At 61.2% G+C, this 19,775-nt stretch carries 17 protein-coding genes and 2 pseudogenes; 12 read left to right on the top strand and 7 right to left on the bottom strand.

Features of this window, described 5'->3' with window-relative positions; translation table 11 throughout:
* Positions 1-20: 20 nt before the first annotated feature.
* Complete coding sequence (locus tag BFP93_RS07900) at positions 21-1,307, bottom strand: OprD family porin (RefSeq protein ID WP_065892667.1); 1,287 nt, start codon at positions 1,305-1,307, stop codon at positions 21-23.
* Between the two features lie 408 nt (positions 1,308-1,715).
* On the opposite strand from BFP93_RS07900, the gene BFP93_RS07895 reads away from it, so the two are divergent.
* Entirely contained in the window at positions 1,716-3,803 is a 2,088-nt protein-coding gene (locus tag BFP93_RS07895; protein ID WP_065892666.1) for a TonB-dependent receptor, read from the top strand.
* A 26-nt stretch (positions 3,804-3,829) separates the two neighbouring features.
* Here BFP93_RS07895 and BFP93_RS07890 read toward each other — a convergent pair whose 3' ends face one another.
* The 3 genes and pseudogenes from BFP93_RS07890 to BFP93_RS29600 all read right to left on the bottom strand — a co-directional run.
* A complete protein-coding gene (locus BFP93_RS07890) occupies positions 3,830-4,045 on the bottom strand; it encodes a hypothetical protein (protein WP_065892665.1) in 216 nt (71 codons plus the stop codon).
* A 235-nt stretch (positions 4,046-4,280) separates the two neighbouring features.
* Positions 4,281-5,387, bottom strand: a complete 1,107-nt coding sequence (gene aguA, locus BFP93_RS07885; RefSeq protein ID WP_057725458.1) for an agmatine deiminase — start codon at positions 5,385-5,387, stop codon at positions 4,281-4,283.
* 133 nt (positions 5,388-5,520) lie between these two features.
* Positions 5,521-5,705: pseudogene (locus tag BFP93_RS29600) on the bottom strand (hypothetical protein); the annotation flags it as partial.
* Positions 5,706-5,856: 151 nt separating this feature from the next.
* On the opposite strand from BFP93_RS29600, the gene rfbB reads away from it, so the two are divergent.
* The 7 genes from rfbB to BFP93_RS07850 are packed head-to-tail and all read left to right on the top strand — an operon-like array spanning position 5,857 to position 12,940.
* Positions 5,857-6,939 carry a dTDP-glucose 4,6-dehydratase gene (rfbB, locus tag BFP93_RS07880; protein WP_032894082.1) on the top strand — a complete coding sequence of 361 codons (1,083 nt, stop codon included), beginning with the start codon at positions 5,857-5,859 and terminating at the stop codon, positions 6,937-6,939.
* On the top strand, positions 6,936-7,811 hold the full coding sequence (gene rfbA, locus BFP93_RS07875) for a glucose-1-phosphate thymidylyltransferase RfbA (RefSeq protein ID WP_065883189.1): 876 nt from the start codon (positions 6,936-6,938) through the stop codon (positions 7,809-7,811). The genes rfbB and rfbA overlap by 4 nt, the downstream gene beginning before the upstream one ends.
* The gene (rfbC, locus tag BFP93_RS07870; RefSeq protein ID WP_065883191.1) at positions 7,808-8,353 is read left to right on the top strand and encodes a dTDP-4-dehydrorhamnose 3,5-epimerase; all 546 of its coding nucleotides are present in this window, start codon (positions 7,808-7,810) and stop codon (positions 8,351-8,353) included. Before rfbA ends, rfbC begins: the two co-directional genes overlap by 4 nt.
* Positions 8,350-9,231 (top strand): dTDP-4-dehydrorhamnose reductase, encoded by an 882-nt coding sequence (gene rfbD / locus BFP93_RS07865; RefSeq protein ID WP_065892664.1) that lies wholly within the window; start codon positions 8,350-8,352, stop codon positions 9,229-9,231. Before rfbC ends, rfbD begins: the two co-directional genes overlap by 4 nt.
* 36 nt (positions 9,232-9,267) lie before the next feature.
* On the top strand, positions 9,268-11,076 hold the full coding sequence (locus BFP93_RS07860) for a sensor histidine kinase (RefSeq protein ID WP_065892663.1): 1,809 nt from the start codon (positions 9,268-9,270) through the stop codon (positions 11,074-11,076).
* On the top strand, positions 11,073-12,458 hold the full coding sequence (locus BFP93_RS07855; protein ID WP_065883196.1) for a sigma-54-dependent transcriptional regulator: 1,386 nt from the start codon (positions 11,073-11,075) through the stop codon (positions 12,456-12,458). Before BFP93_RS07860 ends, BFP93_RS07855 begins: the two co-directional genes overlap by 4 nt.
* 26 nt (positions 12,459-12,484) lie before the next feature.
* Complete coding sequence (locus BFP93_RS07850) at positions 12,485-12,940, top strand: thioesterase domain-containing protein (protein WP_065892662.1); 456 nt, start codon at positions 12,485-12,487, stop codon at positions 12,938-12,940.
* A 128-nt stretch (positions 12,941-13,068) separates the two neighbouring features.
* On the opposite strand, the gene cysQ is transcribed toward BFP93_RS07850, so the two are convergent.
* Both cysQ and nudE read right to left on the bottom strand, forming a co-directional pair.
* A complete protein-coding gene (gene cysQ, locus BFP93_RS07845; protein WP_065892661.1) occupies positions 13,069-13,905 on the bottom strand; it encodes a 3'(2'),5'-bisphosphate nucleotidase CysQ in 837 nt (278 codons plus the stop codon).
* Positions 13,902-14,468 carry an ADP compounds hydrolase NudE gene (nudE, locus tag BFP93_RS07840; protein WP_065883206.1) on the bottom strand — a complete coding sequence of 189 codons (567 nt, stop codon included), beginning with the start codon at positions 14,466-14,468 and terminating at the stop codon, positions 13,902-13,904. Before nudE ends, cysQ begins: the two co-directional genes overlap by 4 nt.
* An 87-nt stretch (positions 14,469-14,555) precedes the next feature.
* On the opposite strand from nudE, the gene yrfG reads away from it, so the two are divergent.
* Positions 14,556-15,218 carry a GMP/IMP nucleotidase gene (yrfG, locus tag BFP93_RS07835; RefSeq protein WP_065892660.1) on the top strand — a complete coding sequence of 221 codons (663 nt, stop codon included), beginning with the start codon at positions 14,556-14,558 and terminating at the stop codon, positions 15,216-15,218.
* Between the two features lie 169 nt (positions 15,219-15,387).
* On the opposite strand, the gene lysM is transcribed toward yrfG, so the two are convergent.
* Positions 15,388-15,828 carry a peptidoglycan-binding protein LysM gene (lysM, locus tag BFP93_RS07830; RefSeq protein WP_065892659.1) on the bottom strand — a complete coding sequence of 147 codons (441 nt, stop codon included), beginning with the start codon at positions 15,826-15,828 and terminating at the stop codon, positions 15,388-15,390.
* A gap of 196 nt (positions 15,829-16,024) precedes the next feature.
* On the opposite strand from lysM, the gene fdhD reads away from it, so the two are divergent.
* The 3 genes and pseudogenes from fdhD to BFP93_RS07815 form a co-directional block, all read left to right on the top strand.
* Positions 16,025-16,864, top strand: coding sequence for a formate dehydrogenase accessory sulfurtransferase FdhD (gene fdhD, locus BFP93_RS07825; protein WP_065892658.1), 840 nt, complete (start codon positions 16,025-16,027; stop codon positions 16,862-16,864).
* Positions 16,861-19,209: an FdhF/YdeP family oxidoreductase gene (locus tag BFP93_RS07820; RefSeq protein ID WP_065892657.1), complete on the top strand. Its 2,349-nt coding sequence runs from the start codon at positions 16,861-16,863 to the stop codon at positions 19,207-19,209. The genes fdhD and BFP93_RS07820 overlap by 4 nt, the downstream gene beginning before the upstream one ends.
* A 329-nt stretch (positions 19,210-19,538) precedes the next feature.
* Positions 19,539-19,775 (top strand): annotated as a pseudogene (locus BFP93_RS07815) (hypothetical protein); the annotation flags it as partial.

The following is a 19,775-nucleotide window of genomic DNA, read 5'->3' as shown; positions in this document are numbered from 1 at the left end:
CAGGCACGACGTGCAATCAATCAGAAAACATTGATCGGGTAGTCGGCGAACAGGCGCAGCTCGTTACCGCCTACGTTGTAGTTGCTGGCGTTGTTGGAAACGCGCAACCACGAGGCACGCGCACGCAGGCTCAGGTCTTTGGCCGGGCCGCTCTGGACCACGTACTTGAACTGGTTCCAGATTTCACGCTCGGTGCCATCGCCACGGCCGGTGCCGTCGTCGATGTTGGTACCGCGCACATAGGCAACGTTGTAGGTCAGGCCCGGTACACCGAAGGTGGTGAAGTCGATGCCGTAGCCGGCCTGCCAGGAGCGCTCGTCCTTGCCGTTGAAGTCGGACCAGTAGGAGTTGGCCAGCAGGATGGTATTGCCGCCGTCGCCGATGCCGCCGGCGTTGCGGTAGCCGCCGTACAGGTAGCCGGTGTCGCCGGTGCTGCGCTGGTGAGCGACGGTGAAGCTGTGCGGGCCAACAGCCCAGGTAGCGCCCAGGCTCCAGATTTTGTTGTCGCGTGCGTCCGCATCACCTTGGTTTTCCAGGGCGAAGCTGCGGTCCAGCTTGGTTTTGTAGCCGTTGAAGTCAAAGGTCAGCGACTGTTTCTCTGGCAGCGCCAGCACGTAGTTGACGTTGACGTATTGCTTCTTCAGCACGTCCTGCATATCGGAGGCATACAGGGCAGCCGACAGGCTTTCGGTGAATTTGTAGCTGCCACCGATGTAGTTGATGCTCTTCAGGCGGCCGCTGTCGCTGCCTTCGGCACTCTTGCGGGCTTCCTTGGTGAAGTGACCGGCGTCCAGTTGCAGGCCGGCAATTTCCTTGGAAACGATCGAGGTGCCCTCGTAGGTTTCCGACAACAGGCGCGAGTTGTCGTACTGCAGGACCGGCACGGCCGGCATCTGCTGACCGTATTTGATCACGGTGTTGGAAATGCGCGCCTTGACGGCTGCGCCGCCTTTGGCCAGGTCGTTGGCCGCTTCGCCGCTGTCGCCCTGCTTGAAGAAATCGATACCGCCGGCGCCGCTGCGACCTTTACCGCCGTCCAGACGGATGGCGTATTGGCCGATCACGTCCACACCCACCCCGACAGTGCCCTGGGTGAAGCCGGACTCGAACTTGCCGATGAAACCCTGGCCCCACTCGGCTTTGTCCTGCTTGCCGTTTTTGTAGTCACGGCTGATGTAGGCGTTGCGTGCTGCGATGTTCAGGTGGCTGTCTTCGACGAAACCCTTGGATTGCTCCTGGTCGTTCGCCATGGCTGTCGATGCGCTCAAAATCCCCAGAGCGATCAGACTCATCCTTTGCTTCAACATATTCTTATATTCCTTATTACTGGTTGAGTACGCGCTATGACACCAGGCCCCTATCACTTTCCGGTGTCGACTTTCTCCAAAAAAAACAAGGCCCGCGGACGACTGAACTGCCGCGGGCCTTTTCTTATTGGATGAGTCATGGCTGTCAGCCACAGGCGTTGGGCGCAATCCTATGCGCGCGTTGAACTATGTGTCAATTTCGTGAAGCACCCGTATTTAGGCTAAATAATTCTAAGCACAGACCTATTGCGCCTGGGTAACCGTCCAAAAATCCCAACAGCCCCTGCAAAAAAACACACTAAGTAACAAATTAACCGACGATACGTTTGGGAATAGATCCCGCAAGCAAATGCAAAGCATTACCATTTGCGCGCTTTCTCATCCCTGACAATTCGGACACTTTTTCCCATGCCTGCCCCTCGCCTGACGCCCGTTCTTCTTGGGCTTTCTGCTGTGCTGTCTGCCGGTTTTGCCTGTGCTACCACAGTGTTGCCTGCCACCTCGATCAGCGCCGAACTCGACGAAGACGACCCCCGCATCAAGCAAAGCAACACCGCCACGCGCACTGCGACCGCCGTGCGTTACGTACCCCAGGCGATCGATTCGGTGAAAACCGACAGCCTGCGCGCCTATGGCACCAACGATCTTGGCCAGGCGTTGAGCGGTATTCCCAACGTCAGCAGCGGCGCCGACACGCGCTTCGACAGCCTGCGTATCCGCGGTTTCGATGCGAGCAATGACTTCTACCTGGACGGCATCCGTGACGACAGCCAATACGTGCGCGACCTGCACAACATCGAGCGTATCGACGTGCTGAAGGGCCCGGCAGCAGTGCTCTACGGGCGCGGCGGCCAGGGCGGGATCGTCAACCGTGTGAGCAAACTGCCAAGCCCCGGCCGCATATCCAGCCTCGAAGCCCAGGGCGGCAGCAACGATTTGCGCAGCCTGTACGCCGACCTGAGTACCGACCCCAGCGATACCATCAGCCTGCGCCTGAACATGGGCAACCAGGACAACAACAGCTTTCGCGATGGCGTCAGTGGCAACCGCCAGTTGTTCGCGCCGTCGATGAGCTGGCAACTCACGCCCGAGCTGAACTGGCTGGTGCAATACGAATACAGCCGCTACAACCGCACGCCGGACCGCGGCATTCCTGGCGTCAATGGGCGTCCTGCGGATGTGAGCCGCAGCACTACCTATTTCTCCAGCGGCGATTACATCGATGACACCTCCCAGTCCCTGCGCTCCAAACTGGCCTATGAGCTCAACGACAACTGGCAACTGCGCCACACCCTGGGCGTGTTCAAGCTCGACAGCGATTTCGACAACACCTACCAGACCGGCTACGACGCGAGAACCAACACCGTCAGCCGCCAGCACTGGCAGCAGGACCTGACCACCCGCAACGTGTTCAACAACCTTGAACTGGAAGGGGGTTTCGATACCTTCGGGCTGGAGCACCGCCTGCTCACCGGGATTGAACTGGGCAGCCAGCGCCGCGACCCGAAACTGTACACGGCCACCGCGCCCAATCGGGGCGGCCAGGCTGTACCGAGCCTGAATCTGCACCAACCCAACCGTCATCTCAGCCACACCGGGCGCATGAGCGTTTCGAGCGACAACCACACTGAAGTCGAAAGCCGCGCCCTGTACGTGCAGGATCAACTGCGCCTGAACGATCAGTGGCAGCTGTTGGGCGGGCTGCGTTATGACCGCTTCGAAGTGGACACCACCAACAAGCTGCTCAACACTCAACAGGACGTGAAAAGCCACAGCACCAGCCCCCGCGTCGGCCTGGTGTGGACGCCGCTGGAGCATCACTCCTTCTATGCTTCGTGGAGCAAGACGTTCTCCCCGGCAGGCGGCGGTTTGGTCGGCATCACGCCGAACGCCGCCGGCAGCGTCAATGATCTCAGCCCCGAGCTGACCAAACAGAAGGAAATCGGGGTGAAAAGCGATTGGCTTGACGACCGCTTGAGCACCACCCTGGCGGTGTACGAGCTTGAACTCTACAACCGCCGCACCAGCGACCCGCTGGACCGCACCATTACCCTGCTGACAGGCAAGCAACGTTCGCGCGGCATCGAGCTGACCGCCACCGGCAAGCTCGTCGGCCATTGGTATGTGCGCGGCGGCATCGGCCTGCAGGATGCCAAGGTGGAGGAGGACAACAACGGTTTCGAAGGCAAGCGCATCAGCGACGTGGCCAAGCGCAATGCCAGCGTGTTCATCACCTGGAAACCGGAGATGGGCTGGTACGCGGAAACCGGCCTGACCCTGGTCGGTGACCGTTATGCCGACAACCTCAACACGGTGGTATTACCCGGTTATGGCCGCTGGGACGCGCTGGCCGGGTTCCGCCAGAAAGAATGGGACGTGAGGGCTGCGCTGAACAATATCGCCGACAAACGCTATTACGCCTCGGCCACCAGCGTCGCGCAGATTCAGCCGGGGGAGCCGCGTAGCGTGGTGGTGACAGGCACCTACAGCTTCTAAAGTTTCTCGCGCGATGTGGCAGCTGTTCAGTGACTCATCAGCTCGCACAACACCTGCACCTCATCCTCCGTGAACAAACCCGCCGGGTAGCGTTCGCTCATCACGCTGCGCAAGTCAGGCTGTTGCCTGACTTGCCGCGAGCCGTTTTCCCTCAACCAGAGCCCCAGCGCGTGGATGGCATCGCCATCGACCCGCACCGGGTGGAACGTGCGCATGTAGATCGGGTTGATTTCGGCATTCATTTCAGCGCTCTCTCCTGCTGCGTGAGCGGCTAACGTACTCAAGGTATGTGACAGAACAACGCGGTCTTGACCTGAGTCCCTGTCGCCTCTCTGCGATACAAGAGCTATGCCAATGTCCCGTATTCACGGGTATTGAGAAGCAAAAAAGCCCGCGACCTTGCAGGGCCACGGGCTTGCCTGGAACACCGCTATCTCGCGGTGCTCACTCGCCATCAAGGCACTGTTACAACTGCACTCAATTTCTCTGCGGGGCGGGCTGCTGCTGGGTCAGGCAGTGAATGTTGCCGCCCCCCAGTAACAGTTCGCGGCCCGGCACCATCACTACTTCGTGTTGCGGGAACAGGTTCTGCAGGATCTGCTTGGCCTGGTGGTCCAGCGGGTCGTCGAAGCTCGGCGCGATGATGCCGCCGTTGACGATCAGGAAGTTTACGTAGGAGCCGGCCAAGCGCACGCTCGGATTACGTTCCTGGCTCCCGTCCACCGGATCGACACCGGCACATTCTTCCTCGGTAGCGTACAGCGGCCCTGGAATCGGCATCTTGTGCACCGTGAACGAGCGGCCCTGGGCGTCAGTGCTGCTTTGCAGTACGTCCATGGCGGCATGGCAGCGCGCGTAGTTCGGGTCTTGCGGGTCGTCGGTCCAGGCCAGCAGCACTTCACCGGGGCGCACGTAGCAGCAGAAGTTATCCACATGGCCGTCGGTTTCGTCGTTGAACAGGCCATCCGGCAACCAGATGATCTTATCCACAGCCAGGTTGGCGCTGAGTACCGCTTCAATGGCTGCGCGATCCAGGTGCGGATTGCGGTTGCGGTTCAACAGGCACTCTTCGGTGGTGATCAGGGTGCCTTCGCCGTCGACGTGAATGGAACCGCCCTCCAGTACGAAGCCTTCGGTGCGGTAACGTGAGGCGCGCTCGATCTCGAGAATCTTGCCGCCCACTTGTGAGTCGCGGTTCCACGGCGCATACAAACCGCCGTCAAACCCGCCCCAGGCGTTGAAATCCCAGTTCACACCGCGCACTTCGCCGCTGTCGTTGATCACGAATGTCGGGCCGGTGTCCCGCACCCACGCGTCGTCGCTGGACATCTCCACCACGCGGATATTCGGCACGTCGAGGCGGCTGCGGGCGTTTTCGTACTGGCCGGCGGAAACCGCGACGGTCACCGGTTCGAACCGTGCGATGGCCTTGGCCACGGCCACGTGGGCCGCCTGCGCCGGCTTGCCGCCCAGGCGCCAGTTGTCCGGGCGCTCGGGCCAGATCATCCAGGTCTGGGTTTGTGGCGCCCATTCGGCGGGCATATGAAAGCCATCGGCGCGAGGCGTGCTGTGCAAGGTAGTCATGACGATGAAGGCTCCGAATGGGGTGAAAGCCGACTTTATAACGGATAAATATCGGCTTTAGTAGCTTAAAAATATGGAATTTTATAAAAACAATCGCATTCAGCCGATAACAATCGATTTTTACAACTGTCACCCGGCAAATTTTCAGAACGAAGCCCCTCAGGGCACTGTCAATGTTGAAGTTAAGGTCTTGCTGACTGCCCAGAGATCGCAATGTGCCACTCAGGCCGTAACAGTGCTCAAGCAGATAGCTGCCTGCTCAAGGCTCAACCAGAGGCACGGCAGACTGGCGCGATGGACCAATGGGGCGAGCAACATTGTGACGACCTCGGTTTTATCAGGCGTCTATATCGCCATTGTTCGGGGGCGTTAATCAACCCCTCCTGCTCGCCGCGCTTGCGCCCGTTCGATTCACAACTCAAGCTATGCTTCTTTCGCTTAATGTCCGTCTAAGGAAAAGGCCCTCGACATGCGCATTCTCATCACCGGCGGTGCCGGATTTATTGGCTCGGCCCTGATCCGGCATCTGATCCAGCACACTGAGCACGAAGTGCTCAACCTGGACAAGCTCACGTACGCCGGCAACCTTGAGTCGCTGGCCAGCATTGCGTCCAACAGCCGCTACGAGTTCGTCCAGGCCGATATCATCGACCAGGCCACCGTCAGCGCCGTACTGGCGCGCTTTGAGCCAGACGCGATCATGCACCTGGCGGCCGAGTCCCATGTGGACCGTTCCATCGACGGCCCGTCGGATTTTATCCAGACCAACATCGTCGGCACCTACAGCCTGCTCGAAGCCACGCGTGCCTATTGGCAGAAGCTGGCTGAACCGGCCAAAAGCGCGTTCCGTTTCCACCACATCTCCACCGATGAAGTGTACGGCGACCTGCATGGAGTGGACGATCTGTTCACCGAAACCACGCCTTACGCCCCCAGCTCGCCGTACTCGGCCAGCAAGGCAGCCTCCGACCACCTGGTCCGCGCCTGGCAGCGTACCTACGGCCTGCCGGTGCTGTTGACCAACTGCTCGAACAACTACGGGCCGTTCCACTTCCCTGAGAAACTGATCCCACTGGTGATTCTCAACGCCCTCGCGGGCAAGCCGCTGCCGGTGTATGGCGATGGTCTGCAAGTGCGCGACTGGCTGTTCGTCGAGGATCACGCCCGTGCGCTGCTGAAGGTGGTGACGACTGGGGTGGTGGGCGAGACCTACAACATCGGCGGCCACAACGAACAGAAGAATATCGACGTCGTACGCGGCATCTGCGCGCTGTTGGAAGAGCTGGCGCCACAGCGTCCGGCCGGCGTGGAAAAATTCACCGACCTGATTACTTTCGTCAAGGATCGTCCGGGCCACGACCAACGCTACGCGATCGACGCCAGCAAAATCGAGCGCGAACTGGGCTGGGTCCCGGAAGAAACCTTTGAGACCGGACTGCGCAAGACCGTGCAGTGGTACCTCGATAACCTGGAATGGTGCCGCAGGGTCCAGGATGGCAGCTATCAAGGTGAACGACTTGGCAATACTGACGTAAAGGATCTGATCGCATGATGAAGGGAATTGTATTGGCCGGCGGTTCCGGCACCCGTTTGCACCCCATTACCCTGGGCGTGTCCAAACAACTGTTGCCGGTGTATGACAAGCCGATGATCTACTACCCGATCTCGGTGCTGATGCTGGCGGGGATCAAGGACATCCTGGTGATTTCTACGCCGGTGGACCTGCCGCAATACCGCAACCTGCTGGGTGACGGCAGCCAGTTCGGCGTGCGCTTCAGCTATGCAGAACAGCCTTCGCCCGATGGTTTGGCCCAGGCGTTCATCATTGGCGAGGAGTTCATTGGTAACGACCCGGTGTGCCTGATCCTGGGAGACAACATCTTCCACGGCCAGCACTTCGGTGATCAGCTGCGCAATGCCGCAAAACGCCCATCCGGCGCCACGGTGTTCGGCTACTGGGTCAAGGACCCGGAGCGTTTCGGCGTGATCGATTTCGACAAGGACGGCCGCGCCCTGTCGATTGAAGAGAAACCGACCAAGCCTAAATCCAGCTATGCGGTGACCGGCCTGTATTTCTACGACAACGACGTGATCAAGATCGCCAAGGCCGTGCAGCCTTCGCCACGCGGCGAGTTGGAGATTACCGACGTCAACAACGCCTACCTCAAGCGCGGCGACCTGCATGTTGAACGTTTTGGGCGCGGCTTCGCCTGGCTCGACACCGGCACCCATGACAGCCTGCTGGAAGCGTCCACTTACGTGCAGACCATCGAGCATCGCCAGGGCCTGAAAGTCGCCTGCCTGGAAGAAATCGCCTACGACAACGGCTGGATTGATCGTGACTATTTGCTGGAACGGGCTAAATATTTCGGCAAAACCGGCTATGGTCAATATCTGTACATGTTGGCCGGGAACCCTAAATGAATGTGAGCACCACTGAGCTGCCTGGTGTATTGGTCATCGAACCGAAAGTATTCGGCGATGACCGCGGCTTTTTTTACGAGAGCTTCAACGCCCGCGAGTTTGAAAACGCCAGCGGGTTGAAACTTCAGTTTGTGCAGGACAACCACTCACGCTCCTTGAAAGGCGTGCTGCGTGGCCTGCACTACCAGGTCGAACACGCCCAGGGAAAACTGGTGCGTGTGACGGCTGGGGAAGTGCTGGATGTGGCGGTGGATATCCGCCGCAGCTCTCCTCATTTCGGTAAATGGGCCAGCGTGCGCCTGTCTGCCGAAAACAATCGGCAGCTGTGGATACCACCGGGCTTTGCCCACGGTTTCCTTGTGCTGAGCGATTACGCCGAATTCCTCTACAAGACGACGGATTACTACACCCCGTCGGCAGAGCGTTGCATTCGCTGGGACGACACGGACCTCAATATCGATTGGCAGCTCGATGGCCCACCGACCCTGTCCGCCAAGGATCAGGTAGGTAAAAGCCTGAAGGATGCGGACCTGTTCCCGTGACAGCGCCCCTGAAGATATTGATCACCGGTCAGCACGGCCAGGTCTCCCAGGCGCTGCAACAGCGCCTCCAGGGCCTGGGCGAACTCGTCGTGCTGGGCCGCGACCAGCTTGATCTGGCCAACGCCGAGCAGATTCGCCAACAGGTGCGCGCTCACCGTCCCGACCTGATCATCAACGCCGCCGCCCACACTGCGGTCGATCAGGCCGAAAGCGAGCCGGACGCAGCTTTCGCCATCAACGCCATCGCTCCCGGCATTCTCGCCGAAGAAGCCAAGGCGTTGGGTATCCCGCTGATTCATTACTCCACCGACTACGTGTTCGACGGCAGCAAACCTGCCCCGTACACCGAAAACGACACGCCCAACCCACTGGGTGTGTACGGCCAGAGCAAACTGGCGGGTGAACAGGCGATTGCGGCTGTAGGTGGCAAGTACCTGATTCTGCGCACCAGTTGGGTGTATTCCAGCCACGGCAAGAACTTCCTGCTGACCATGCAGCGCCTGCTGCAGGAAAAACCGCAGATGCGCATCGTCGCCGACCAGATCGGCGCGCCGACGTGGGCCGGGACTATCGCCGACAGTACGCGCGCACTGATCGAGCGCTGGCAAGCCGGTGACGCCGGCGAGTGGGGCGTTTATCACCTGACTGCCCAGGGTGAAACCTCATGGTTCGGCTTTGCCGAGGCGATTGGCGAGCAACTGCGTGCCGAAGGCAAACCCTGTGCCGAGCTGGAAGCGATCCCGTCCAGCGCCTACCCAACACCCGCCAGGCGCCCGCTGAACTCACGCCTCGATTGCAGCCGCCTGCAGCAGCAATGGCACGTCAGCCAGCCGCAATGGCAGGACGCATTGCACGAGTGTCTTGCCAGGCAGCACTAGGCATAATGCGCCTGTACCCACAGGCGCATGATCCCCATGACCCCACCTCTTCCACGAAGACCCCGCTGGCGCAGCCTGGCCCTGTTGGCGTTGTGCCTGGCGCCGCTGCTATGGCCGCTGGAACACTTGGCCGAGCGCTACTACCGCAGCGAACTGGCCGGGCAGAACCGTCAGACCCTGGACCTGTACGTCGCCAACCTGTTGGGCACCCTGCATCGCTATGAAGTGCTGCCGCAGATCCTCGGTGACCTGCCGGCCCTGCGCACCGCGCTGGATGCGCCGCAGATCAGCACCAACCTGGTCAATGCCAACGTGCTGCTCAAGGATGTCGCCGCCCAGGCCGGGGTGGAGGTGATGTACCTGATGGACACCACCGGCAAGACCCTCGCCGCGTCCAACTGGGATAAGCAAGACAGCTTTGTAGGGCGCAATTTTTCCTTTCGCCCCTATTTCAGCGAAGCCATGGCCGGGCGCCTGGGACGCTTTTTCGGGCTGGGCACCACCTCGGCCAAGCGCGGCTATTTCTTCGCCGCCGCCGTGCGCGATGATGAGAAAATCATCGGCGTGCTGGTGGTCAAGGTCGACCTGGACCACACCGAGAGCCTGTGGGGCAATACTCCGGAACAACTGCTGGTGACCGACCACAATGGCGTGGTGATCCTCACCTCGCGCCCGCAATGGCGGTTCCGCGCCACACGCCCGCTGACCGACGAAGAACGCCAGGCCATTATTGCCATCCAGCCCTACCCGACCCGTGATCCGCAGCCACTGAACCTCAGCAGCAGCGCCTGGCTGCGTCAATCCACAGCCATCGCCGAAACCGGCTGGAACGTGGAAATCCTCGCCCCACAGTCGCTGATCAACCGCCCGGTGCGCACCGTGGTGGCCGTCGGCGGCGCGACATTGCTGGTGCTGATGCTGCTGCTCGGCTTGATGATGCAGCGCCGTCGCCATTATCTGGAGCGCATCGCCTTCGAAGCCAAGGCCCGCCGCGAGCTGGAAATGCGCGTGGCCGAGCGGACCAGCGACCTGGAGGGCCTGAATCGGCGCCTGAAACAGGAAGTGCTGGAGCGCGAACACGCCCAGCAGGAACTGGTACGCGCCCAGGACGACCTGGTACAGGCCGGTAAACTCTCGGCGCTGGGCACCATGTCGGCCAGCATCAGCCATGAACTGAACCAACCCCTGGCGGCGATTCGCAGCTACGCGGAAAACGCTGAAGTGCTGCTCGACCATGAACGCACCGCCGATGCCCGCGGTAACCTCAAGTTGATCAGCGAACTGACCGGGCGCATGGCGTCGATCATCGCGCACTTGCGCGCGTTCGCCCGCCGCGACCGCCACGCGCCGGAAAGCGTGGCGTTGCAACCGGCGCTGGACGATGCGCTGGCGTTGCTGGGCAAGCGGCGGCGCTCAATGGAGGTGGAATTGATCCGCGACCTGCCCGAGGCGACCTTATGGGTACAGGCCGGTGAAACCCGTCTGCGCCAGGTGCTGGGCAACCTGCTGGCCAACGCCCTCGACGCCCTCACCGAAAAGGGCCCGCCGCGCAAACTCTGGCTGAGTGCCCAAACCACCGACCAGGGCGTCAACCTGTACATCCGCGACAACGGCCCGGGCTTTTGCATGGAAGCCCTGGGCCGCGCCAGCGAGCCGTTCTACACCACCAAGACACGCACCCAGGGCCTGGGCCTGGGCCTGGCCATCTGTGAAACCCTGATGCGTGCGTTCGGCGGCGAGCTGCTGTTCGCCAACCACAAGGAAGGCGGCGCGCTGTTAACCTTGAAATTGCGCGCCGGCTCGCCGGGCGTCAGTGTGCAACCGTCCGAGGACCGCAGTGTATGAGTATCGATAACCAGATTCAGGTGGTGCTGATCGACGACGATCCCCATTTGCGTCAGGCGCTATGCCAGACCCTCGACCTCGCCGGGCTGAAAGTGCTGACCCTGGGCGAAGCCAGCGGCCTTACCGCGCGCCTGTCGCGGGACTGGCCGGGCGTGGTGGTCAGCGATATCCGCATGCCCGGCATGGACGGCCTGGAGCTGCTCGCCGAACTGCACGGCCAGGACCCGGACCTGCCGGTGCTGCTGATCACCGGCCACGGCGACGTGCCGCTGGCGGTGCAGGCCATGCGCGCCGGCGCCTACGACTTCCTTGAAAAACCCTTCGCCAGCGACGCGTTGCTCGACAGCGTACGCCGCGCCCTGGCCTTGCGCCGCCTGGTGCTGGACAACCGCAGCCTGCGCCTGGCCCTCAGCGATCGGCAGCAACTGAGCACGCGCCTGGTCGGGCATTCGCCGCAGATGCTGCGCCTGCGCGAGCAAATCGGTGCGCTGGCGGCGACCAAGGCCGATGTGCTGATCCTCGGCGAAACCGGCGCCGGCAAAGAAGTCGTCGCCCGGGCCTTGCACGATCTTTCGAACCGGCGCAGCGGCCCGTTCGTGGCGATCAACGCCGGGGCACTGGCCGAGTCGGTGGTGGAAAGCGAACTGTTCGGCCATGAACCCGGCGCGTTTACCGGCGCGCAGAAGCGCCGTATCGGCAAGTTCGAATTCGCCAACGGCGGCACGCTGTTTCTCGATGAAATCGAAAGCATGAGCCTGGACGTGCAGGTCAAGCTGCTGCGCCTGCTGCAGGAGCGGGTGGTCGAGCGACTGGGCGGCAACCAGTTGATCCCGCTGGACATCCGCATCATTGCCGCCACCAAGGAAGACCTGCGCCAGGCCGCCGACCAGGGCCGCTTCCGCGCCGACTTGTATTACCGTCTCAACGTCGCGCCGCTGCGCATTCCACCGCTGCGCGAACGTGGCGAAGACGCGCTGATGCTGTTCCAGCACTTCGCCGACGAAGCCAGCAGCCGCCACGGCCTGCCGCTGCACGAGCTGCAACCGGGGCAACGCGCCCTGCTGTTGCGCCACAGTTGGCCGGGCAATGTGCGCGAACTGCAAAACGCCGCCGAACGCTTCGCCCTGGGCCTGGAACTGGCCCTGGACAGTACGCCGGACGATCCGTCCACCAGCACCCTGACCTCCACGCCTGGCGGTTTGAGCGAGCAAGTCGAACAATTCGAAAAAAGCCTGATCGCCGCCGAACTGACCCGCCCCCACAGCTCCCTGCGCAGCCTCGCCGAAGCCCTCGGCGTGCCACGCAAGACCCTGCACGACAAATTGCGCAAACACGGCCTGAACTTCGCCGACAGCGCCAACCACAGCGCAGACGACGAATGACCCCGTCCACCCACCAAGAGGCCGCCATGAGCCGCGACAGCCGTTACCTGGAATCCATCCTCCATCACGACATCCCCCTCACTCGGGAAATGGGGCTCAAGGTGCTCGACTGGCAACACCACCAACTGCAACTGCATCTGCCCTTGCAAGCCAATATCAACCACAAGAGCACCATGTTTGGCGGCAGCCTCTACTGCGGCGCCGTATTGGCAGGCTGGGGTTGGTTGCACCTGAGACTGCGCGAAGACGGCATTGAAGACGGGCACATCGTGATTCAGGAAGGACAGATCAGTTATCCGTTGCCGGTGACGCAGGATGCGACGGTGATTTGCACGGCACCGGAGGAGAAGGTGTGGAAGCGCTTCGTGGCGACCTACAAACGCCATGGTCGCGCGCGGTTGGCGCTGGACACATGGATTGTGAATGAGGGCAGCGAAGACCGCGCGGTGACTTTTACCGGCCAATACGTCCTGCACCGCTAGCCGCCATCACACAAAGCAAATGTGGGAGGGGGCTTGCCCCCGATAGCAGTGTGTCAGGCAACCCGCTTCTGACTGTTACACCGCAATCGGGGGCAAGCCCCCTCCCACATTTTTAATTTGCGCAGGTCTTAAGACCTGGCCAGGCTCAACAAGCGTTCACGCCATGCCGCCTTGGCCGGCAACGCCAGAAAGAACGGGTTCAGCAACGATTCCCGCGCCGGGTAGCTGAACGGCTTGCCGTTCAACTCCAGTACCGCGCCCCCCGCCCCTTCCAACACACCTTGCGCCGCCGCGGTATCCCACTGCGACGTCGGCGCCAGGCGCGGATAACAATCGGCACTGCCTTCGGCCAACAGGCAGAACTTCAACGAACTGCCGATATTCGCCAGTTTCAGCTCGCCCAAACCCTGGCTCAACCCCTCCAGCAAACGCTCCTGCTCCGGGCTGGTATGCCGGCGGCTGGCAACCACAGTAAAGGCTTCACCCGCAGCCGGCGTCTGGCGCACCTGGATCTGCCTGGGCGCGGCATTTACATCCGAGCGCCAGGCTCCCAGGCCCGCGCCGCCGAAGTAGCAACGACCGCTGGTGGGCATCGAGACCACGCCGAACACCACACGGCCCTGCTCGATCAAGGCGATATTGACCGTGAACTCTTCACTGCCGCTGATGAATTCCTTGGTGCCGTCCAGCGGGTCCACCAGCCACCAGCGCTGCCAGCCGGCGCGCACGCTCTGGTCGATATCGGCGTCTTCTTCGGACAGCACCGGAATGCTCGGGTCCAGCGCCGTGAGACCCGCGAGAATCAGATGATGCGCGGCGAGGTCGGCGGCCGTCACCGGCGAATCATCCGCCTTGGCGGTCACCGCCACATCGGCACGCCAGTACGGCAGGATGGCTTCACCGGCCTGGCGCGCCAGTTCAATGACCGGCGCGATAAACGGATGGCCCAGAAACAATTCGCTCATAAGGTAAACACCCCACGCTGGGTCAGCAGGTCTCGTACCAGATACAGCGCGGCCAGCGCCCGGCCCTCGCTGAACTGCTCGTTCTGCGCCAGTGCCGACAGCTCACGCAGGTTGACCCGCTCCACGCGCATAGGCTCAGGTTCATCGCCTTCCAGGCGCTCTTCGTACAGATCAGTGGCGAGCACCACCTGGATTTTCTGGCTCATATAGCCGGGCGACAGCGACAGCTCGGTGATATGTTCCAACTGGCGCGCGCCATAGCCGGCCTCTTCCTTGAGTTCGCGGTCCGCCGCCGCCAGCACATCCTCGCCGGGCTCGATCAAGCCCTTGGGCAAGGACAGCTCATATTCATCGGTGCCGCCGCAGTACTCTTCCACCAGCAATGCGTGGTCTTCGTCGATCATCGCCACGATCATCACCGCGCCATAACCCGCACCACGGCCCACCAGACGTTCGTAGGTGCGCTCAACGCCATTGGAAAAGCGCAATTGCACTTCCTCCACGCGGAACAAACGGCTACTGGCGACTATTTCGCGGGCGAGGACGGTGGGTTTCTGGCGCATAAACGGCTCCTTGGCGTGATCGGGTTACTATACCGTGGCTTTTCCGATTGTCTGTGTCGGATATCTTTACTTACATGAGAACGCCCCATGCCCTCTTTGCCCTGGCACGCCATCGACACTGTCCTGCTGGACATGGACGGCACCTTGCTCGACCTGCATTACGACAACCACTTCTGGATGGAGCACCTGCCGCAACGCTACGCCGAGCTGCACGGCGTGAGCCTGGCCATGGCGCAAATGGAATTGCAGCCGCTGTTCGAGCGTAACGCCGGACAGTTGCAATGGTATTGCCTGGATTTCTGGAGCGCAGAACTTGCAATCCCCGTGCGCGAACTCAAGCTGGAAACCGCCCACCTGATTGCCCTGCGCCCGGACGCCGATACTTTTCTGGCAGCGATCAAGCAGGCCGGCAAGCGCGTGATCATGATCACCAACGCTCATCGCGATTCGTTGTCCTTGAAGTTGGAGCGCATCGAGTTGGCGCCGTACTTCGAACGACTGATCAGCTCCCACGATTACGGTTTTCCCAAGGAGAACCCGCAGTTCTGGGAAGCGCTGCAAGCAGACATCGACTTCGACCCGGCCCGGAGCCTGTTTATCGACGACACCTTGCCGATTCTGCGCAGTGCCAGGGATTTCGGGGTGGCCCATTTGCTGGCAGTCAAAGAGCCCGACAGCAAAAAGGGGCCAAAGGACACTGCAGAGTTCGCAGCCGTCGGGAATTATCGAGAACTTATTACCGGGCTTTGAGCGAGTGTGGGAGGGGGACACGCCCTAATACCAATCTGTAGGAGCGAGCTTGCTCGCGAAAAACGTCAACGATAACGCGTATTTCCTGCATAAACGCGGTGCCTGTGAGTTTTTCGCGAGCAAGCTCGCTCCTACAAAAAGGGCGAGCTTCCTCATTTTATCCTGCGTATTACTCAGGGATACGCAGGGTCTGGCCTGGGTAGATTTTGTCCGGGTGCGACAACATGGGCTTGTTGGCCTCGAAAATCTTGTTGTACTGATTGGCGTTGCCGTACACCGTCAGGGAAATCGCGCTGAGGGTGTCGCCTTTTTTCACAACCACGAAACGCGCAGCGGTAACCGCCGGGCCGGAGACGGTGATCTTGTCTTCGACACTGCCGACACCTGCGATATTACCGGCCGCCAGGATGATTTTTTCTTTCTCTTCCTGAGTTGCGACTTCGCCCGTTACCGTGACTTTGTCACCCTCAACGGTGGCCTGCACATTCGGATTTCCAAGGCCAACCTTGGAGATGTGGTCCTTCAACTGCTCACTGGCGTTGGCATTACCCGGCGTCAGCAGATCAATCAATTTCTCGCCTGCTTCCTTAACAAAACTGAAAATACTCATGGTGCGCTCTCCTTGGGTTTAAGTACCTGATGCCCAAGACTAGACCAGTCCCAAAGATCTGGGTTCCGGGTCACTCCTTGACTAAAAAACGAACCTTGATCGACGCCATCTATCAATACATCAATACTGGCGATTAGACGCGACCCTTTGTCGCGCCTAGTCTGAACACTGATCAATCCGCCGGTGGTATTGCCCCATGAACGCCAAGCGCCCCACCTGCGCGGCGCCCGCCCTCGAAACGCCAGCGCCCGCCGCCAGCCAGAGCTATCAGTACAGCAATCTGGAACACACCGACGTCGGCAGCACTGCGCTGGCCGAAGAAGTGGCGTTGGCGATTGCCTACAACGATATCAGCCAGGCCGTCATGCTGGTGACGCCGACCGACCTTGAGGATTTTATCGTCGGTTTCAGCCTTGGCAGCGGCATCATCCGCGACGTTAGCGACATATACGATCTGAAGCTCAGTGGTTCGGGTTCCGCCCAGTATGCTCAGGTACAGATTTCCAGCCGTGCATTTTGGAACCTCAAGCAACAGCGTCGCCAATTGGCCGGTACCAGCGGCTGCGGCCTGTGCGGTGTCGAAGCGGTGGAGCAGGCCTTGCCCGACCTTCAGGTGCTGCCCGGCGCGCCCTTGCCACCGGCCGAATGGCTCGATGGCCTGCGCCAGCGCATCGGTGCATTCCAGCCGCTGGGCCAACACAGCGGCGCGGTGCATGCGGCGGTGTTCATGAACGACCAGGGCGAATTGCTGATGGGCCGCGAAGACATCGGCCGGCATAACGCCCTGGACAAACTGATTGGCGCCTTGATTCGCCAAAAGATTCCGACCGACGGCGGGCTGGCGATTGTCACCAGCCGCTGCAGCCTCGAATTGATCCAGAAAGTCCTGCGCGCGGGCATCCAGACCCTGGTCAGCCTGTCGTCGCCCACCGGCCTGGCCCTGCAATGGGCGCGCCGGCATAACCTCAATCTCATCCACCTGCCGCAGAAAAGCGCGCCGCGGGTCTACAGCCCTGCGATGGAGTACCAGCCATGAGCCTTCACCACCAAGCCGACCAGACCCCAACCCCACGCTATAAGCCCTATAAAGGCCCGGCCGGCGGCTGGGGTGCGTTGATCAGCGTGGCGCAAGCCTGGCTGACCAGCGACAACGCGCTGAAAAACCTGCGCATGATGCTCAAGACCAACCAGAACGGCGGCTTCGACTGCCCGGGCTGTGCCTGGGGCGACTCGCCGGAAAGCGGCATGGTCAAGTTCTGCGAGAACGGCGCCAAGGCCGTCAACTGGGAAGCCACCAAGCGCCGCGTGGACGCGGCGTTCTTCGCCAAGCACAGCGTTACCGCGCTGCTGGAACAAAGCGATTACTGGCTGGAATATCAAGGCCGTCTCACCGAGCCCATGCGCTACAACGCCGAGACCGACCGCTACCAGCCCATCAGTTGGGAAGCCGCGTTCGACCTGGTCGGCAAGCACCTCAATGCCCTGCCCAGCCCGGACATGGCCGAGTTCTACACCTCGGGCCGCGCCAGCAATGAAGCCGCCTACCTGTATCAGCTGTTCGTGCGCGCCTACGGCACCAACAACTTCCCGGACTGCTCGAACATGTGCCACGAAGCCAGCGGCGTCGCCCTGGCACAGAGTGTGGGCGTGGGCAAAGGCACCGTGACCTTTGATGACTTCGAACACGCCGACGCGATTTTCGTCTGGGGCCAAAACCCCGGCACCAACCACCCGCGCATGCTCGAACCGCTGCGCGAAGCGGTGAAACGCGGCGCCCAGGTGGTGTGTATCAACCCCCTGAAAGAACGTGGCCTGGAACGCTTCCAGCACCCGCAACATCCGCTGGAAATGCTCACCAACGGCGACAAGCCGACCAACACAGCCTATTTCCGCCCGGCCCTGGGCGGCGACATGGCCATTCTGCGCGGCATGGCCAAGTTCCTGCTGCAGTGGGAGCGCCAGGCCCTGGCCGAAGGCAAGGAAGCCGTGTTCGATCATGACTTCCTCAACGAACACACCGTTAACGTCCTGGACTATCTGGGTCAGATCGATGACACCTCATGGGAGGAAATCGTCGAGCAGTCCGGCCTGACACTGGTGGAGATCGAGCAAGCCGCGCGCATGTATGCCAAAGGCAAGAACGTGATCATGTGCTGGGCGATGGGCATTACCCAGCACCGTCACTCGGTGCCGACCATCCAGGAAATCGCCAACCTGATGCTGCTGCGCGGCAACATTGGCCGTCCAGGCGCTGGCCTGTGCCCGGTGCGTGGCCACAGCAACGTGCAGGGTGACCGCACCATGGGCATCAACGAGCGCCCACCGGCGGCGTTCCTCGACTCACTGGAGCGCCGCTTCCAGTTCCAGGTGCCGCGTACCAATGGGCACAACGTGGTCGAAGCCATCCACGCGATGCTCGAGGGCCGCGCCAAGGTGTTTATCGGCCTGGGCGGCAACTTTGCCCAGGCGACGCCCGACAGTACCCGCACCTTCGAGGCATTGCGCAACTGCGACCTGACCGTGCAGATCAGCACCAAGCTCAACCGCAGCCACCTGATGCACGGTAAAGACGCCCTGATCCTGCCCTGCCTGGGCCGTACCGACATCGACATTCAGGCCGACGGCCCGCAAGCGGTGACGGTGGAAGACTCGTTCAGCATGGTCCACGGCTCCAATGGCCAGCTGCAGCCGCTGTCGAAACTGATGAAATCGGAGCCTGCGATCCTGGCCGGCATCGCCGCCGCGACCCTGGGCAGCAAGCCTGTGGACTGGAACTGGTTGGTCGCCGACTACGGCCGCATCCGCGACCTGATCGCCGATACCATTCCAGGCTTCAAGGACTTCAACGAGAAGATCAAACACCCCGGCGGCTTCTATCTGGGCAATTCCGCCGGCGCACGCCGCTGGAACACCCCATCGGGCCGCGCCAACTTCCGGCCGAACATCCTGCCCAAGGACCTGATTCATGAGCGCACCCACGCCACAGGGCGGGTGCCGGACCTGATCATGCAGTCGATGCGCTCCCACGATCAGTACAACACCACTATCTATGGCCTGGACGACCGTTATCGCGGGGTCAAAGGGCAGCGGGATGTGCTGTTCGTCAACGAAGCCGACATCATCCGCCTGGGCTTCAAGCCAGGGCAGAAGGCAGACATCATCTCGTTGTGGGAAGACGGCCGTGAACGCCGTGTGAAAGGCTTTACCCTGCTGGCGTTCGATATCCCGGCCGGGCAGGCGGCGGCTTACTATCCGGAAGTGAACCCGCTGGTGCCGTTGGAAAGCACGGGAGAGGGCAGCCATACGCCAACGTCGAAGTTTGTCGCGATTCGTTTGGAAGCGGCGAGTGACACAGGCTTGATCATGGCGCGCTCGGCCTGACTTGCCCTAATGCCAGTCAGTTAAGCGTAGACCGCCCTCTGTAGGCGCCCCCCTCGCTCCTACAAAAAGCCTTAACTGACAGGCATTGGGGCTAGCCCCGCGAAGAGGCCAGCACTTTCAGCGCACATTTTACAGGCACAAAAAAGGCCGCTTTTACCTAAAAGCGGCCGTTCCGAAGTAACTAAAGACCCGTAAAAACAATTTAAGTTCCCTATACAAAACAGTAACTTAACACATTGTATACAACTTCTGCCGCCGGTCGGATTTCGATTGTCAGCGTCTCGATACAACCTCAGGATCGCGCCGTCATCCCCTTGAGGTTTCCCTGAATGAAGTTCTCCTCGATTCTCTTGTTGTCCCTTGGCCTGGTCAGTGGCGCAGCCATGGCCGGCGGCACCACCGAAGCCGGTGTAGGCGGCGCATTGGGCGGGGTTCTAGGCTCGGTTGTCGGCCAGCAGTTGGGCGGCAACACCGGTTCGGCCATTGGCGCGGCGCTGGGTGGCGCGGGCGGTAGTGCGGTCGGCGCCGACAAGCGCAGCCGTGGCGAAGCCGCCATTGGCGGCGCA

The organism is Pseudomonas sp. 44 R 15, from assembly GCF_900004965.1.
In the GTDB taxonomy this organism is placed as follows: Bacteria; Pseudomonadota; Gammaproteobacteria; order Pseudomonadales; family Pseudomonadaceae; genus Aquipseudomonas; species Aquipseudomonas orientalis_A.
The sequence above is the reverse complement of the archived record's forward strand: the minus strand, read 5'-3'. Positions and strand labels throughout refer to the sequence as shown.

Excerpts from the sequence above, each read along its gene's own strand:
- yrfG (WP_065892660.1), top strand. The coding sequence starts at position 14,556 with ATGCCCTCTTTGCCCTGGCACGCCATCGACACTGTCCTGCTGGACATG.
- BFP93_RS07900 (WP_065892667.1), bottom strand. The coding sequence starts at position 1,307 with ATGTTGAAGCAAAGGATGAGTCTGATCGCTCTGGGGATTTTGAGCGCA.
- BFP93_RS07855 (WP_065883196.1), top strand. The coding sequence starts at position 11,073 with ATGAGTATCGATAACCAGATTCAGGTGGTGCTGATCGACGACGATCCC.
- rfbB (WP_032894082.1), top strand. The coding sequence starts at position 5,857 with ATGCGCATTCTCATCACCGGCGGTGCCGGATTTATTGGCTCGGCCCTG.
- BFP93_RS07820 (WP_065892657.1), top strand. The coding sequence starts at position 16,861 with ATGAGCCTTCACCACCAAGCCGACCAGACCCCAACCCCACGCTATAAG.
- lysM (WP_065892659.1), bottom strand. The coding sequence starts at position 15,828 with ATGAGTATTTTCAGTTTTGTTAAGGAAGCAGGCGAGAAATTGATTGAT.
- nudE (WP_065883206.1), bottom strand. The coding sequence starts at position 14,468 with ATGCGCCAGAAACCCACCGTCCTCGCCCGCGAAATAGTCGCCAGTAGC.
- cysQ (WP_065892661.1), bottom strand. The coding sequence starts at position 13,905 with ATGAGCGAATTGTTTCTGGGCCATCCGTTTATCGCGCCGGTCATTGAA.
- BFP93_RS07860 (WP_065892663.1), top strand. The coding sequence starts at position 9,268 with ATGACCCCACCTCTTCCACGAAGACCCCGCTGGCGCAGCCTGGCCCTG.
- aguA (WP_057725458.1), bottom strand. The coding sequence starts at position 5,387 with ATGACTACCTTGCACAGCACGCCTCGCGCCGATGGCTTTCATATGCCC.
- BFP93_RS07850 (WP_065892662.1), top strand. The coding sequence starts at position 12,485 with ATGAGCCGCGACAGCCGTTACCTGGAATCCATCCTCCATCACGACATC.
- BFP93_RS07895 (WP_065892666.1), top strand. The coding sequence starts at position 1,716 with ATGCCTGCCCCTCGCCTGACGCCCGTTCTTCTTGGGCTTTCTGCTGTG.
- rfbC (WP_065883191.1), top strand. The coding sequence starts at position 7,808 with ATGAATGTGAGCACCACTGAGCTGCCTGGTGTATTGGTCATCGAACCG.
- fdhD (WP_065892658.1), top strand. The coding sequence starts at position 16,025 with ATGAACGCCAAGCGCCCCACCTGCGCGGCGCCCGCCCTCGAAACGCCA.
- BFP93_RS07890 (WP_065892665.1), bottom strand. The coding sequence starts at position 4,045 with ATGAATGCCGAAATCAACCCGATCTACATGCGCACGTTCCACCCGGTG.
- rfbA (WP_065883189.1), top strand. The coding sequence starts at position 6,936 with ATGATGAAGGGAATTGTATTGGCCGGCGGTTCCGGCACCCGTTTGCAC.